Annotated in this window: 15 protein-coding genes; 13 read left to right on the top strand and 2 right to left on the bottom strand. The window is 62.6% G+C overall.

What is annotated here, in order from left to right:
* Positions 1-4 precede the first annotated feature (4 nt).
* The 3 genes from rplI (at position 5) to alr (ending at position 3,710) form a co-directional block, all read left to right on the top strand.
* Positions 5-583, top strand: a complete 579-nt coding sequence (rplI, locus tag CO671_RS13625) for a 50S ribosomal protein L9 (RefSeq protein ID WP_064692468.1) — start codon at positions 5-7, stop codon at positions 581-583.
* A gap of 374 nt (positions 584-957) precedes the next feature.
* The gene (locus CO671_RS13620) at positions 958-2,454 is read left to right on the top strand and encodes a replicative DNA helicase (RefSeq protein ID WP_012483300.1); all 1,497 of its coding nucleotides are present in this window, start codon (positions 958-960) and stop codon (positions 2,452-2,454) included.
* 95 nt (positions 2,455-2,549) lie between these two features.
* Positions 2,550-3,710 carry an alanine racemase gene (gene alr, locus CO671_RS13615; protein ID WP_097606513.1) on the top strand — a complete coding sequence of 387 codons (1,161 nt, stop codon included), beginning with the start codon at positions 2,550-2,552 and terminating at the stop codon, positions 3,708-3,710.
* Between the two features lie 10 nt (positions 3,711-3,720).
* Here the strand turns inward: alr and CO671_RS13610 are convergent, their stop codons facing one another.
* A complete protein-coding gene (locus CO671_RS13610) occupies positions 3,721-4,356 on the bottom strand; it encodes a LysE family translocator (protein WP_010028851.1) in 636 nt (211 codons plus the stop codon).
* A gap of 165 nt (positions 4,357-4,521) precedes the next feature.
* On the opposite strand from CO671_RS13610, the gene radA reads away from it, so the two are divergent.
* From radA to CO671_RS13590, 4 genes are all read left to right on the top strand, one after another.
* Positions 4,522-5,922 (top strand): DNA repair protein RadA, encoded by a 1,401-nt coding sequence (gene radA, locus CO671_RS13605; protein ID WP_077993187.1) that lies wholly within the window; start codon positions 4,522-4,524, stop codon positions 5,920-5,922.
* 90 nt (positions 5,923-6,012) lie between these two features.
* Positions 6,013-6,615, top strand: a complete 603-nt coding sequence (locus CO671_RS13600; RefSeq protein ID WP_097606379.1) for a CvpA family protein — start codon at positions 6,013-6,015, stop codon at positions 6,613-6,615.
* 238 nt (positions 6,616-6,853) lie between these two features.
* The gene (purF, locus tag CO671_RS13595) at positions 6,854-8,344 is read left to right on the top strand and encodes an amidophosphoribosyltransferase (RefSeq protein ID WP_038687987.1); all 1,491 of its coding nucleotides are present in this window, start codon (positions 6,854-6,856) and stop codon (positions 8,342-8,344) included.
* A gap of 80 nt (positions 8,345-8,424) precedes the next feature.
* A complete protein-coding gene (locus CO671_RS13590; RefSeq protein WP_004680489.1) occupies positions 8,425-9,165 on the top strand; it encodes an SDR family NAD(P)-dependent oxidoreductase in 741 nt (246 codons plus the stop codon).
* 9 nt (positions 9,166-9,174) lie between these two features.
* Here CO671_RS13590 and CO671_RS13585 read toward each other — a convergent pair whose 3' ends face one another.
* Positions 9,175-9,924, bottom strand: coding sequence for a GH25 family lysozyme (locus CO671_RS13585; protein WP_097606378.1), 750 nt, complete (start codon positions 9,922-9,924; stop codon positions 9,175-9,177).
* Between the two features lie 288 nt (positions 9,925-10,212).
* On the opposite strand from CO671_RS13585, the gene cysS reads away from it, so the two are divergent.
* The 6 genes from cysS (at position 10,213) to cimA (ending at position 15,908) form a co-directional block, all read left to right on the top strand.
* Positions 10,213-11,604: a cysteine--tRNA ligase gene (gene cysS / locus CO671_RS13580; RefSeq protein ID WP_097606377.1), complete on the top strand. Its 1,392-nt coding sequence runs from the start codon at positions 10,213-10,215 to the stop codon at positions 11,602-11,604.
* A gap of 208 nt (positions 11,605-11,812) precedes the next feature.
* Positions 11,813-12,289: a GFA family protein gene (locus CO671_RS13570; RefSeq protein ID WP_097606375.1), complete on the top strand. Its 477-nt coding sequence runs from the start codon at positions 11,813-11,815 to the stop codon at positions 12,287-12,289.
* A 5-nt stretch (positions 12,290-12,294) separates the two neighbouring features.
* The gene (locus CO671_RS13565; RefSeq protein WP_097606512.1) at positions 12,295-12,774 is read left to right on the top strand and encodes a GFA family protein; all 480 of its coding nucleotides are present in this window, start codon (positions 12,295-12,297) and stop codon (positions 12,772-12,774) included.
* On the top strand, positions 12,771-13,247 hold the full coding sequence (locus tag CO671_RS13560; protein WP_097606374.1) for a GFA family protein: 477 nt from the start codon (positions 12,771-12,773) through the stop codon (positions 13,245-13,247). The genes CO671_RS13565 and CO671_RS13560 overlap by 4 nt, the downstream gene beginning before the upstream one ends.
* Positions 13,244-14,206, top strand: coding sequence for a prolyl aminopeptidase (pip, locus tag CO671_RS13555; RefSeq protein ID WP_097606373.1), 963 nt, complete (start codon positions 13,244-13,246; stop codon positions 14,204-14,206). The genes CO671_RS13560 and pip overlap by 4 nt, the downstream gene beginning before the upstream one ends.
* Positions 14,207-14,291: 85 nt before the next feature.
* Positions 14,292-15,908, top strand: coding sequence for a citramalate synthase (gene cimA / locus CO671_RS13550; protein ID WP_097606511.1), 1,617 nt, complete (start codon positions 14,292-14,294; stop codon positions 15,906-15,908).

The raw sequence follows: 15,908 nt of genomic DNA, 5'->3' as shown, positions 1-15,908 counted from the left end.
GAAAATGGAAGTCATCCTTCTCGAACGCATCTCCAAGCTCGGCCAGATGGGCGAAACCGTAAAGGTTCGCGACGGCTTTGCCCGTAACTACCTGCTGCCGCTCGGCAAGGCGCTGCGCGCCAACGCCGCCAACAAGACCCGCTTCGAAGCCGAGCGCGCGACGCTCGAAGCCCGCAACCTCGAGCGCAAGTCGGAAGCCCAGAAGGTCGCCGACGTTCTCGACGGCAAGTCGTTCATCGTCGTGCGCTCCGCCGGCGAAACCGGCCAGCTCTACGGCTCGGTCGCTGCCCGTGACGTCGTCGAGATTCTCGCCGCCGAAGGCTTCAACATCGGCCGCAACCAGGTTCACCTGAACACGCCGATCAAGGCGATCGGCCTGCACAAGGTTGAGCTGCAGCTGCATGCCGAAGTCGAAATCAATGTCGAGCTGAACGTTGCCCGTTCCGCCGAAGAGGCTGAGCGCCAGGCCAAGGGCGAAGAACTCACCTCGGTCGACGCGATCTACGGCGTCGACGAAGACGCGCTGCGTCCGGAAGATTTCTTCGATCCGGAAGCCGACGGCATCGACGAAGACGAAGCATAAGTCGCGCCGGACACGATCCGCGTGAGGGAAGCCCGGCCGTTGCGCCGGGCTTTTTCGTTTCATCCGCTTGATGGGAAACAACCGGGGAGATCATCTTTTACAGGGGATTTCCGGATGTTTTTGCTGCGTGCCCGATGTCATCGCGTTACCATGGCCATCTCCGGAACGGATGAGCTGAGTCGGCTCCGTACCGTGTCCTGCCGGTGACACTCCCGGTATTTCTCGCTTGTGTCGCCCAGGACTGTGGAGAAGTCGAACAACGTGCACAGCGTTCGGGATTTAGGCGATGCGGACCTCCGCTCCTTTTGCAGCCCCTTGATTTTCTCCATCCGGAATTGCAAATCCGGAGTTGGAAAAAGACAGAACGGATGATGATGAACGACGCCGCTCGAAAGATTGCAGCTGTTGCTCCCTCGGAGCAGCATTATCGCGAAGCACCCAACAACATCGAGGCCGAGCAGGCGCTTCTGGGTGCCATCTTGATGAACAACGACGCCTATTACCGGGTGTCGGATTTCCTCAAACCGATCCATCTCTACGAACCGCTGCACCGGAAGATCTTCGAGGTCGCCGGCGACATTATCCGCATGGGCAAGATCGCCAACCCGGTGACGATCAAGACCTTCCTCAAGGCCGACGAAAAGGTCGGCGACATGACGGTTTCGCAATATCTGGCGAGCCTGGTCAGCAACGCGGTCACCGTCATCAATGCCGAGGATTACGGCCGGGCGATCTATGACCTGGCGCTGCGCCGGGCGCTGATCACGATCGGCGAGGACGTCGTTAACATCGCCTATGACGCACCGCTCGACATGCCGCCGCAGTCGCAGATCGAGGATACCGAACGCCGGCTCTTCGAACTTGCGGAAAACGGCCGCTACGACGGCGGATTCCAGTCCTTCAACGACGCCGTGGCGCTGGCGATCGACATGGCGGCCGTCGCCAAGGAACGCGACGGCGGCCTTTCCGGCATTTCCACCGGCATCCACTCGCTCGACGCCAAGATGGGCGGCCTGCAGCGCTCGGACTTGATCATCCTCGCCGGGCGCCCGGGCATGGGCAAGACCTCGCTTGCCACCAACATCGCCTATAATATCGCCGCCGCCTACGAGGGCGAAGTGCAGTCGGACGGCAGCATGAAGGCCAGGAACGGCGGCGTCGTCGGCTTCTATTCGCTCGAAATGTCGTCCGAACAGCTTGCCACCCGTATCATCTCCGAACAGACGGAAGTCTCCTCCTCGAAGATCCGCCGCGGCGACATCAACGATGCCGATTTCGAAAAGCTCGTCGCCTGCTCGATGATGATGCAGAAGGTGCCGCTCTATATCGATCAGACCGGCGGTATCTCGATCGCTCAGCTTTCGGCACGCGCGCGCCGCCTCAAGCGTCAGCGCGGCCTCGACGTGCTCGTGGTCGACTACGTGCAGCTGATGACCGGCTCGGGCAAATCCAGCGACAATCGCGTCCAGGAAATCACCCAGATCACCACCGGCCTGAAGGCGCTCGGCAAGGAGCTCAACGTTCCGATCATCGCGCTGTCGCAGCTGTCGCGTCAGGTCGAAAGCCGTGACGACAAGCGGCCGCAGCTTTCCGATCTTCGTGAATCCGGTTCGATCGAGCAGGACGCCGACGTCGTGCTGTTCGTGTTCCGCGAGGAATATTACGTCAAGAACCAGGAGCCGCGCGATCCCCACGATCCGAAATATCCGGAATGGGAAGCGCTGTTCGACAAGGTGAAGGGCACGGCCGACGTCATCATCGCCAAGCAGCGCCACGGGCCGACGGGCACGGTGAAGCTCGCCTTCCAGGCGGAATTCACACGCTTCGCCGATCTCGCTGATCCGTCCTTCATCCAGTATGAAGAGCACTGATCGCGGGCGATGCTGCAGCATCGGGCTTTCCCTGGACAAAATCGACCTTTAATCTGGCCGGAGAATCCTTCTCCGGCCTCTTTTCGATGTGGATCATGAGCGAATTTCTCGACGTCCCCGAAGACGACACCTTTACCTCGGCAGGCCTGCGGCTGACTGTCGACCTGACCGCGCTGACGGAAAACTGGCGCGACATGGCGCGCCGTTCAGGTGCCGCGCGCGCCGCAGCCGTTGTCAAGGCCGACGCCTACGGCCTGGGCATCGAGGACGCCGGCGAAGCGCTCTATCTCGCGGGCGCCCGGGATTTCTTCGTCGCGACCGTCGATGAAGGGGTGACACTTCGCCTCTATGCGCCGGATGCGCGCATCTTCGTGCTGTCAGGCATATGGCCGGGCACCGAACGGCGATTCTTCGACAATGACCTGGTGCCGGTGATTTCCTCCGACGAGCAGCTTGCCTTCTGGATGGCGGTGCTTGCCGATTATGGCGATTACCCTTGCGCGCTGCATGTCGACACCGGCTTCAACCGGCTGGGGCTGCATATCGACGATGCGATCGCGCTTGCCGACGACGTCTCGCGGCCGGCAAGCTTCGCACCGGTGCTGGTCATGAGCCACCTCGCCTGCGGCGACGATCCCACCCACGTCATGAACCGCCAGCAGCTCGAATCATTCCGCAAGGTTACCGCCGCCTATGAAGGCATCGATTCAAGTCTTGCGGCCTCGGCCGGCATCTTTCTCGGCGAGGATTACCACTTCGACTTGACCCGGCCAGGCATCGCTCTTTACGGCGGTGAGGCGGTCTGCGGCATGGCGAACCCGATGCGCCCGGTCGCCACCGCGGAAGCGCGCATCATCCAGGTGCGAACCGTCGGGGCCGGTGAGACCGTCAGCTACGGCCGCGCGCTGCAGCTTCCCCGCGACAGCCGGCTGGCGATCGTCTCTGCCGGTTACGCCGACGGTTACATGCGCAGCCAGTCGAGCGGCGGCGTGCCGCTGCGCCAGGCCGTGCCGCAGGGCGGGCAAGGCTTCATCGCCGGACACAAGGTCCCGGTCGCCGGCCGGATCACCATGGACCTGACGATCTTCGATGTCACCGACCTGCCCGAAAACGCCGTGCGCGCTGGCGACTATGTCGAGCTGTTCGGAAAGAACATGCCGCTCGACGACGTGGCGCGGGCGGCTGGCACGATCGGATACGAGATTCTGACCAGCATGGGGCTACGCCACGAGCGGCGCTACGTCGCCGAAGAATAAAGCTCGCCCCTCAACGGCTGCTTAGTGCAAGGCGGACACCGAGCGCCACAAAAAGCGCGCCGAGGCCGCGGTCAAGCCATAGCCCGACCTTTTGATTGTGCCTGAGCGCATCGGCAAGCCGTCCTCCGACAAGGACGAGCGGCGGTTCGATGAAGGCCGCGACGACGATGATGAGCCCACCATGCAGCATGAGCTGGGCCCATGCCGGCCCTGCCCCCTCTACGACGAATTGCGGCAGGAAGGCCAGGAAGAATATCGCCACCTTCGGATTGAGGAGCGACACCAGGATTCCCTGCCGGTAGATGTTTGCGATCGGCATTTCTTCACCGGCCGCCTTGATCAGGCCGCTGCCACCACCCGTGCGCAAAGCCTGGATGCCCAGCCAGACGAGATAGGCGGCGCCGAGCCATTTGACGGTTGAGAATGCGAAGGAAGAGGCGGCCAGCACGGCGGAAAGGCCCAATGCCGCCATCAGTACATGCATGCAGGCGCCTGACCAGACGCCGAACAATGCGGAAAAACCGGCGCGTTTCCCGCCTCTCATCGTGTGGCCGAGGATGAAAGCGATGTCGGGGCCTGGCGACAGGTTGAGCAAAACCGCCGCCGATAGAAATGCAAGCCAGTGCGCGAGCGAATAATCGAACATCTTCCACCATAGCTGTGATCAGAGGTGAAAAGCATAGGCACGGCGAAGGCTGATGGGGAAATCATTAGTTTTGATCCGTCGCGATAGCCATTATCTCAAGCACGACAATGATTCGATGAAGCCTACGAGTGCTTCATTGCAGAACGCGACTGAAAGAAACATTTGATGGCGAAGGCCAGGACACAATTCATCTGCCAGAGTTGCGGCGCCGTTCACAACCGCTGGGCCGGCAAATGCGACAATTGCGGCGAGTGGAACACCATCGTCGAGGAAGATCCGATGGGCGGCATCGGCTCCGGCCCCGGCAAGACGCCGAAGAAGGGCCGGCCGGTGGCGCTGACGGCGCTGTCCGGCGAGATCGAGGAGGCGCCGCGCATTCATACCGCCATGTCCGAACTCGACCGCGCGCTTGGCGGCGGCTTCGTGCGCGGCTCGGCGGTGCTGATCGGCGGCGATCCCGGCATCGGCAAATCGACGCTGCTGATGCAGGCGGCTGCGGCCCTGGCGCGGCGCGGCCACAGGATCATTTACGTCTCCGGCGAAGAGGCGGTGGCGCAGGTTCGCCTCAGGGCGCAGCGTCTTGCGGCGGCCGATACCGACGTGATGCTGGCGGCCGAAACCAATGTCGAGGATATTCTGGCGACGCTCGCCGAGGGCAAACGCCCTGACCTCGTCATTATCGATTCCATCCAGACGCTCTGGAGCGAGCTTGCCGAATCCGCGCCGGGAACGGTGACGCAGGTGCGCACCGGCGTGCAGTCGATGATCCGCTTCGCCAAGCAGACGGGTGCCGCCATGGTGCTCGTCGGGCATGTGACCAAGGACGGGCAGATCGCCGGACCGCGCGTCGTCGAGCACATGGTCGATGCCGTGCTTTATTTCGAAGGCGATCGCGGCCATCACTACCGCATCCTGCGCACGGTCAAGAACCGCTTCGGCCCGACCGACGAGATCGGCGTCTTCGAGATGTCCGACAGAGGCTTGCGCGAAGTCGCCAATCCATCCGAACTCTTTCTCGGCGAGCGCAACGAAAAATCGCCCGGTGCGGCCGTCTTCGCCGGCATGGAAGGCACGCGGCCGGTGCTCGTCGAGGTGCAGGCGCTGGTGGCGCCGACCTCGCTCGGCACGCCGCGGCGCGCCGTGGTCGGCTGGGATTCGGCCCGGCTGTCGATGATCCTGGCGGTGCTGGAGGCCCATTGCGGCGTCAGGCTCGGCCAGCACGACGTCTATCTCAACGTCGCCGGCGGCTACCGCATCTCCGAACCGGCGGCCGATCTCGCCGTTGCCTCGGCGCTTGTTTCGTCGCTCGCCGGTATTGCCCTTCCCGCCGATTGCGTCTATTTCGGCGAAGTCAGCCTGTCGGGCGCCATCCGACCGGTTGCGCACACCGCCCAGCGCCTCAAGGAAGCCGAGAAGCTGGGCTTTTCGACAGCGCTGCTTCCTTCCGCCTCCGCCGAGCTGCCGAAGGGTTCCGGCGGGCGATGGAACGAAGTCGAAAGCCTGCCGGATCTGGTCGCGCGCATCGCCGGATCGAAGGGAGCGCTGCGTGTGGAAGACGAGGTTTGATCCTTTCATTGCCGGGAATGGTGATGTTATAGGAAGCACACGATAAGGCACGACACGGCCGCCGAGCGGCAGTCCTGGAGTAGAATTTACATGCCCATTACGATTTTCGACGGTATTGTCATCGGCGTCGTGCTCTTCTCCGCCGTTCTGGCGATGGTCCGCGGCTTCTCCCGCGAGATCCTTTCGATCGCAAGCTGGGGCGGTTCGGCCGCCGCCGCCTACTACCTCTATCCGTACCTGTTGCCTTATGCGAAGAAATACACCGATGACGACCGCATCGCGATCGCCGGCTCGGCCGCGGTCGTCTTCCTGATCGCACTCATCGTCATCTCCTTCATCACCATGAAGATCGCCGATTTCATCATCGACAGCCGCATCGGCGCGCTCGACCGCACGCTTGGCTTCCTGTTCGGCGCGGCGCGCGGCCTGCTGCTGATGGTCGTCGCCGTCGCTTTCTGGAACTGGCTCGTCGATGTCGACCACCGGCCGACCTGGGTCAATGAGGCCAAGTCGAAACCCTTCCTGGATTCGATGGTGGTGAAGCTGAAGGCCGTCCTGCCGGAGCAATTTGCCCAGATGCTCGAGGCAAGCTTCCGTGATACGATGCAGTCGCCGGCGCAGGGCGGCGAAGGCACCACACCGCCGGCCACCGATCAGGCTCCGGCGGAAGACGCGCCTGCAGGCGGCACATAGCAGCCGACGAATTGACACAGTGTTCAAGAGCTTGACCCGCCGTCCGGCAATTGCCATTTGAGCGGGACGTGAAATAAAGGTCCGGCCGGGCATTCAGCTCCGCCGGACCTCAGCCGTTTCAGAGCCGGCGAGCGGGCTTTGACAGCGGATGTCGTTCAGCATGACGTTATCGGATCAGTTTCCGATATATGATACTGGAAATGCCGATCCATTCTTGTGAGAGCAGAGGCCCGCAGAAATGAACCAGTCCCATTCCTTCCCGACCGACGATCCGCTCGACGGAGATACGCTGCACGAAGAATGCGGCGTTTTCGGAATTCTGGGACATCCCGATGCCGCCGCACTCACGGCTCTCGGCCTGCATGCCCTGCAGCATCGCGGACAGGAAGCAGCCGGCATCGTCTCCTTCGACGGCAAGCGCTTCTACCAGGAGCGCCATATGGGCCTGGTCGGCGACCACTATACCAATCCGATGACGCTCGCCCGCCTGCCCGGCAGCATATCGATCGGCCATACCCGCTACTCCACAACAGGCGAAGTGGCCATGCGCAACGTGCAGCCGCTCTTTGCCGAACTGGAAGAAGGCGGTATCGCCATTGCCCATAACGGCAATTTCACCAATGGCCTGACGCTGCGCCGCCAGATCATCGCCACCGGCGCCATCTGTCAGTCGACCTCCGATACGGAAGTCGTCCTTCATCTCATCGCCCGCTCCCGCCACGCCTCCACCTCCGACCGCTTCATCGATGCGATCCGCCAGATGGAAGGCGGCTATTCGATGCTGGCCATGACGCGCACCAAGCTGATCGCCGCGCGCGACCCGACCGGCATCCGCCCGCTCGTCATGGGCGAACTGGACGGCAAGCCGATCTTCTGCTCGGAAACCTGCGCGCTCGACATTATCGGCGCCAAGTTCATCCGCGATGTCGAAAACGGCGAAGTCATCATCTGCGAAATCCAGCCCGACGGCTCGATCAGCATCGATGCCCGCAAGCCCGGCAAGCCGCAGCCGGAGCGCCTCTGCCTGTTCGAATATGTCTATTTCGCCCGGCCGGATTCGGTCGTCGGCGGCCGCAACGTCTATACGACACGCAAGAACATGGGCATGAACCTCGCCAAGGAAGCGCCGGTCGAGGCCGACGTTGTCGTGCCGGTGCCGGACGGCGGCACACCTGCGGCGCTCGGCTATGCGCAGGAAAGCGGCATTCCCTTCGAGTACGGCATCATCCGCAACCATTATGTCGGCCGCACCTTCATCGAGCCGACGCAGCAGATTCGCGCCTTCGGGGTGAAGCTGAAGCATTCCGCCAACCGCGCGATGATCGAAGGCAAGCGCGTCGTGCTGGTCGACGATTCCATCGTGCGCGGCACGACGTCTCTGAAGATCGTGCAGATGATCCGCGAAGCCGGCGCGCGCGAAGTTCATCTGCGCGTCGCAAGCCCGATGATCTTCTTCCCCGATTTTTACGGCATCGACACGCCCGATGCCGACAAGCTGCTCGCCAACCAATATGCCGATGTCGAAGCCATGGCCAAATATATCGGCGCGGATTCGCTCGCCTTCCTGTCGATCGACGGGCTTTATCGCGCCGTCGGCGGCGAGGACCGCAATCCGGCCCGCCCGCAATTCACCGATCACTACTTCACCGGTGACTACCCGACCCGTCTGCTCGACAAGAACGGCGAGTCCATGGGCAACAAGCTTTCGATGCTTGCCAGCAACGGCTGAGCCGCTTGCCACTTTGACTTTCGCTTCCGAGGGGCCTAATTGCGCCCCTCACCTTCGCAAGCCAATCCGGAACCGGACAGATGAACATCAATCTTGAGGGCAAGATCGCACTCGTCACCGGTGCGTCGCGCGGCATCGGCTATTTCACGGCGCTGGAACTTGCCAAAGCCGGCGCCCATGTCATTGCCTGCGCACGCACGGTCGGCGGACTCGAGGATCTCGACGATGCGATCAAGGCGGTCGGCGGCAGCGCGACGCTGGTGCCCTTCGATCTTGCCGATATGAACGCGATCGATGCGCTCGGCGGCTCGATCTTCGAGCGCTGGGGCAAGCTCGACATCCTCGTCGCCAATGCCGGGGTGCTCGGCGTCATCTCGCCGATCGGCCATATCGAGGCGAAGGTGTTCGAAAAGGTGATGACCATCAACGTGACGGCGACATGGCGGCTGATCCGCTCGGTCGATCCGCTGCTCGCCCGCTCGGATGCCGGCCGCGCCGTTATCCTGTCGTCCGGGGCCGCGCACAAATGCCGCCCCTTCTGGAGCGCCTATTCCGCCTCCAAAGCTGCCGTCGAGGCGCTCGCCCGCACCTGGGCCGGCGAGACGCAATCGACGCCGCTGCGCATCACCAGCGTCGATCCGGGCGCGACCCGCACCGCGATGCGGGCGCAGGCCGTGCCGGGCGAAGATCCGCAGACGCTGCCGCACCCTTCCGAGGTTGCCAAGGCGATCCTGCCGCTGCTCGGTCCCGGCGTGACCGAGACAGGTAAACTCTTCATCGTGCGCGAGAACAAGCTCGCCGATTACCGGCTGCCGGAATAGATCGACGCCTCAATTCGATGCAACGGCCGGAAACAGGTGAGCGAAGCCCGTTTCCGACGGGCAGAGCGCGTTGAGATCCACCGCTCCCAGAATGCCATTCACTGTGCCGTTGTCGGCAAATTGCCAGATCGACCAGCGGCTGCAGCCTTCCTGCGTCGGCTCCTTGAATACGCTTCGCAGCCAAAGGTAATGTTCGGGGAAACGGGCCTCATTGCCTTTCAGATATTGATCGTAGAATTCCTGGGTGACGTAAAAGATGGGCTTTTCCGGAAAGGTGGCTTTCAGCTCGGTGAAGAAGGCATTCACCTCCGTCGCCATTTCCTCGAGCGTCGGGACCTTGTTGCAATTGCCGACAAACTCGAGATCGACCGCGATCGGCAATGTTCCCGGCATCTTCGGCACGGTCGCCAGGACGTTCTGCGCCTGATCCTTGCCCGGGCGGCAGAAGGTGAAGAAATGATAGGCGCCCCTGACCACACCGGCATCGCCGGCACGCTGCCAGTTCTCGGCGAACCTCGAATCCCGGTGGTCGCCGCCTTCGGTCGCCTTCATGATCGCAAAGCGTATGTTCGGCTGCGCCGCCACCGTCTTCCAATCGATGTCGCCCTGATGATGGCTGACATCGATGCCCTGGATCGGATACCGAGATAGGGAAGGATTGTTGAAGCGAAGCATGCCGAAATCGTATGCTAAATATGCCGCGGATGCGACCACCAGAATTGCGGCCGCTCCCACACCCCATCGAACCACGCTCCCCACTCATTCCTCCCGTATTTTCAGCAGCTTCTCGACTGGCTACAAGTGATTTGTGCCGGGAAAATGGCGGACGCACCGAGTCGCCGGATCGTTCCTCGCCCCCTCTTGACCAAACGTCATTCCCGCGCCATAAAACGCGGCATGAAAACGGTTATCTGCATTATCTGCGGAAAGATTATTCGCTAGCGCAAGCGCTGGCCCGGCCGTTTTCGTCTCCCAAATAGTCAAGATGCGAAACGCCCCGGTCCGCCGGTTGCGATATTTTCTGAACGTGCATTTTGGGAGAGTGAAATGGGCGGCACGCCGGAACTGAAGCTGTACAACACGCTGACGCGGGAGAAATCGGTGTTTTCGCCGATCGATGCCGACAACGTCCGCATGTATGTCTGCGGCCCGACCGTCTATGATTTCGCCCATATCGGCAACGCCCGGCCGGTCATCGTCTTCGACGTGCTGTTCCGGCTGCTGCGCCATGTCTACGGCGAGAATCACGTCACCTATGCCCGCAACATCACCGACGTCGACGACAAGATCAATGCGCGGGCGCTGCGGGACCATCCGGGCCTGCCGCTCAACGACGCAATCCGCGCGGTCACCGAAAAGACCGAGACTCAGTTTCACGCCGATGTCGCCGACCTCGGCTGCCTGGAGCCGAACGTCGAGCCGCGCGCCACCGACAATATTGAAGAGATGATCGAGATCATCGAGAAGCTGATCGGCAACGACCATGCCTATGTCGCATCGGGCGAAGTGCTGTTCGACACCAAATCGATGGCGGACTACGGCCAGCTTTCGAAGCGCCCGCTCGACGAGCAGCAGGCCGGCGCCCGCGTCGCCGTCGATGCGCACAAGAAGAACCCCGGCGATTTCGTGCTCTGGAAACTGTCGAGCCATAACGAGCCCGGCTGGGAGAGCCCCTGGGGCCGCGGCCGACCCGGCTGGCACATCGAATGCTCGGCGATGAGCCGGCGTTATCTCGGCGATGTCTTCGACATCCATGGCGGCGGGCTGGATCTGATCTTCCCGCACCATGAAAACGAGATCGCCCAGTCGCGCTGCGCTCACGGCACCGAGGTGATGGCGAATGTCTGGATGCATAACGGCTTCGTGCAGGTCGAGGGCCGCAAGATGTCGAAGTCCGAGGGCAACTTCGTCACCATCCACGATCTGCTGCACACTGAGGTCTTCGGCGGCCGTAAATGGCCGGGCGAGGTGCTGCGTCTTGCCATGCTGATGACGCATTACCGCGAGCCGATCGATTTCTCGATCAAGCGGCTGGAAGAGGCCGAACGGCTGCTCGCCAAATGGCCGGCGACGGAAGCCGGCGACGCCACACCGGACGAAAGCGTGCTGAACGCGCTGGCGGATGACCTCAATACGGTGGCGGCGGTGCAGGCGCTGCATGCGCTGGCGCAGGCCGCCCATACCGATGCCGCCGCGGGCGCCACCTTCGCCGCGACCGCGTCACTTCTCGGGGTGCTGCCGAAGAAGGCCGAAATCGATGAAGCCGTCGCAGCGGCGGTCGATGCGCTGGTCGCCATGCGTCTTGAAATGCTGAAGGCGAAGAATTTTGTCGAAGCCGACAAGATCCGCGACGAGCTGACGGCGAAGGGCATCCAACTGAAGGACGGCAAGGATGCCGCGACGGGCGAGCGGGTGACGACGTGGGAGGTGAAGCGGTGAGAGTGGTGCCTGGGTATAAGACCCCTCCCCAACCCCTCCCCACAAGGGGGAGGGGCTACGACGGCGCACCACTCCGAAGCGACCTCATCGCAATTGCAAACATTCGAGACGGAAACGAAGACGGCGCCACGCGAGAGCCCTCCCCCTTGCGGGGAGGGTTGGGAGGGGTTTTCTTTTTCTCATCGACGTCGCTGCGGGAGGACCTGCCATGACCACCTATACCGGCGGCTGCCAGTGCGGAGCGATCCGCTTCCGTGTCAGCGGCGAACTCAAGGATTCGTCGATCTGTCATTGCCGCATGTGCCAGAAGGCGTTCGGCGCTTATTATGCGCCGCTCGTCTCGGTGCGCGGCGCCGAGTTCGAGTGGACGCGGGGGGAGCGGAAAAAATTCCGCTCTTCCAATTTCGTCGAGCGCGGTTTCTGCGGCGACTGCGGCACGCCGCTGACCTATGAAGCGCCAGACGGAATGGCGATTGCTGCGGGCGCCTTCGACGATCCGTCGTCGCTGCCGCCGACCATTCAATGGGGCGTGGAAGGCAAGATCGGCTTCGTCGATCACCTGCACGAACTGCCGGGAGAGCGGACCGAGGCCGATCTGACGGCAGGCTCCTTCCTGCACGAACTCGTTTCCTATCAACATCCAGACCATGACACGCAGGTCTGGCCACCGGAGGATCGCGCTTGAGCGAAATGACGAAACAGGCCGGCGGATGCCAATGCGGCACGGTTCGCTATCGCGCGCGCGGCGAACTCGGCTATCCCCATATCTGCCACTGCCGCATGTGCCAGAAGGCGGCCGGCAACTATTTCCTGCCGCTTGCGGCCGCCATGCGCGACGATTTCGAGCTGACGCGCGGCGCACCGAAATGGTTCCAATCCTCGGACCTGGTGCGGCGCGGTTTCTGCGGCGACTGCGGCACGCCGCTGTTTTACGACATCCCGGGCGCTGACTTCATCAATATCACGCTCGGCTCGCTCGATGAGCCCGATGCGGTCAAGCCCGTGATGCAATCGAGCACCGGCCGCAAGATGTCCTGGTTTCACGCGATCGACAGCCTGCCGGTGGAGCCGCAGCCTGAAACGCCCGATCGCGAAAACGCGATTGCGGCAAGCAATCATCAGCACCCGGATCACGACACGGAAAGCTGGCCGCTCGGAGAACGCCCATGACGGACAGGATAAGAACAGGCGGATGCCAGTGCGGCGCCGTGCGCTTCCGCATATCGGCCGCGCTGGGGCGACCCTCGATCTGCCATTGCCGCATGTGCCAGAAGCAGTTCGGCGGCTTCTTTTCCACGCTGGTCACGGCACCCGAAGAAGGAATGGAATGGACGCGCGGCGAGCCGAGCTACTTTCAGTCCTCGGTCAATATCGCCCGCGGCTTCTGCAGCAGTTGCGGCACGCCGATGACCTATCGTCATCCTGGTGGTCTGGAGCTTGCGATCGGCACCTTCGACGACCGCAGCGATCTCGCGCCGCAGATCCAGGTCAATTACGACGCCCGCCTGCCCTGGGTCGAGACGATCTTCGAGGCCCCGGTGCACAAGGACCCGGATTTCTATGCCCGACAGGAGGCGATCATCTCCTTTCAGCATCCCGATCACGACACCCAAGTCTGGCCCGAAAAAGGCGTGAAGATATGACCGAAATCCTGCGCACCCTCTATCCCGAAATCGAAGCCTATGCCTCCGGTCATCTCGATGTCGGCGACGGCCATGTGATCTATTGGGAGCGATCGGGAACACCCGGCGCCAAGCCCGCCGTCTTCCTGCATGGCGGCCCGGGCGGCGGCTTCTCGCCCGCCCACCGCCGGCTGTTCGATCCGGCCCTCTACGACGTCATGCTGTTCGACCAGCGCGGCTGCGGACGGTCGACGCCACATGCCGAGCTCAATGCCAACACGACCTGGGACCTCGTCGCCGATATCGAGCGGCTGCGCGAAATGGCCGGCGTCGAGACCTGGCAGGTGTTCGGCGGCTCCTGGGGTTCGACGCTGGCGCTCGCCTATGCCGAAAAGCATCCGGAGCGCGTCTCCGAGCTCATCCTGCGCGGCATCTATACGCTGACCAAGGCCGAGCTCGACTGGTACTATCAGTTCGGCGTCTCGGAGATGTTCCCGGACAAGTGGGAGCGCTTCATCGCTCCGATCCCGCCGGAAGAGCGGCATGAGATGATGCAGGCCTATCATCGCCGCCTGACGCATGCGGACAGAAACGTGCGCCTTGCCGCCGCGCAGGCCTGGAGCATCTGGGAAGGCGAAACGATCACGCTGCTGCCGGAACCCTCGACGAGCGGCAAGTTCGAGGAGCCGGAATTCGCCTATGCCTTCGCCCGCATCGAGAACCATTTCTTCGTCAATGCCGGCTGGATGGACGAAGGACAGCTGATCCGCGACGCCGGCAGGCTGAAAGATATTCCCGGCGTCATCGTGCAGGGCCGCTATGACATGCCCTGCCCGGCCAAATATGCCTGGCTTCTGCACAAGGCCTGGCCGAAGGCGGAGTTCCACCTGATCGACGGTGCCGGCCATGCCTATTCGGAGCCCGGGATTCTCGATCGATTGATCCGGGCGACAGACAAGTTCGCCGGGAAGTTGGATTGATGCGACACGCCGTGCCCCCCCTCTGCCCTGCCGGGTAGAGGGGTAAGCCCGGCATAAAAACAGTCAATGCCTGGGAGGCATTTTGGTGACCAAGGAAAAAATCTACCTCTTCGACACGACGCTCCGGGACGGGCAGCAGACGCCCGGCATCGATTTTTCCGTCGAGGACAAGATTGCGATCGCCGCCATGCTGGATGAGTTCGGCCTCGATTATGTCGAGGGCGGTTATCCCGGCGCCAATCCGACGGATACGGCCTTTTTCGGCGAGAGGCGCACCAGCCAGGCGACCTTCGTCGCCTTCGGCATGACGAAGCGGGCGGGCGTTTCGGTCTCCAACGATCCGGGCCTTGCCGGGCTGCTGCAAGCGAAATCCGACGCCATCTGTTTCGTCGCCAAGAGCTGGGATTATCATGTCGCGGTAGCACTCGGCTGCACCAACGAGGAAAACCTCGAAAGCATCGCCGAAAGCGTCAAGGCGGCGGTCGGCGCCGGCAAGGAGGCGATCGTCGATTGCGAGCATTTCTTCGATGGCTTCAAGGCCAACCCGGCCTATGCGCTCGCCTGTGCCAAGACCGCCTATGAGAGCGGCGCCCGCTGGGTCGTGCTCTGCGACACCAATGGCGGCACGCAGCCGCCGGAAATCCGTGCCATCGTCGAGGCGGTGATTGCAGCCGGCGTGCCCGGCCGCTGTCTCGGCATCCATGCCCATAACGACACCGGCCAGGCCGTCGCCAATTCATTGGCTGCGGTCGAAGCCGGCGTCCGGCAGATCCAGGGCACGCTGAACGGCATCGGCGAACGCTGCGGCAATGCCAACCTGGTGACGCTGATCCCGACGCTGGCGCTGAAGAGCGCTTACAACACACGTTTCGAAACGGCGATCGACGAGGAGCGGCTGCTCAACCTCACCCGGCTCTCGCATGCCTTCGACGAGCTGCTCAACCGCTCGCCCGACCACCAGATGCCCTATGTCGGCGCTTCCGCCTTCGCCACCAAGGCCGGCATCCACGCATCGGCGCTGCTGAAGGACCCGAAGACCTATGAACATGTGCCGCCGGAAAGCGTCGGCAATTTCCGAAAGGTCATGGTCTCCGACCAGGGCGGCAAGGCGAACTTCATCAATGCGCTGAAGCGGCGCGGCATCACCGTCGCCAAGGACGATCCGAAGCTCGACCTCTTGGTCTCGATCGTCAAGGAACGGGAATCCATCGGCTATGCCTATGAGGGCGCCGATGCGAGCTTCGAGCTGCTCGCGCATCGCACGCTCGGCACCATCCCGGAATTCTTCACCATCGAAGGCTTCCGGGTGATGATCGAGCGCCGTTTCGACAGTCTTGGCCGCGTGAAGATCGTCTCGGAGGCGGTGGTCAAGATCACCATCGACGGCCAGACGCTGATGTCGGTTGCCGATGCCGAAGGCCCGGTCAACGCGCTCGACCTGGCGCTGCGCAAGGATTTCGGCAAGTACCAGCACGAGATCGACGATCTGGTGCTCGCCGATTTCAAGGTGCGTATCCTCAATGGCGGCACGGAGGCGATCACCCGCGTGCTGATCGAATCCACCGACAGCGACGGCGTGCGCTGGTGGACGGTCGGCGTCTCGGAGAACATCATCGACGCCTCGTTCCAGGCGCTGATGGATTCCGTCATCTACAAGCTGATGAAGAACCGGCAGCTGGCGGGCAAGATCGCGGCGGAATAA

This window comes from Rhizobium sp. M10, from assembly GCF_002531955.1.
GTDB classification, from domain to species: Bacteria; Pseudomonadota; Alphaproteobacteria; order Rhizobiales; family Rhizobiaceae; genus Rhizobium; species Rhizobium etli_C.
The sequence above is the reverse complement of the archived record's forward strand: the minus strand, read 5'-3'. Positions and strand labels throughout refer to the sequence as shown.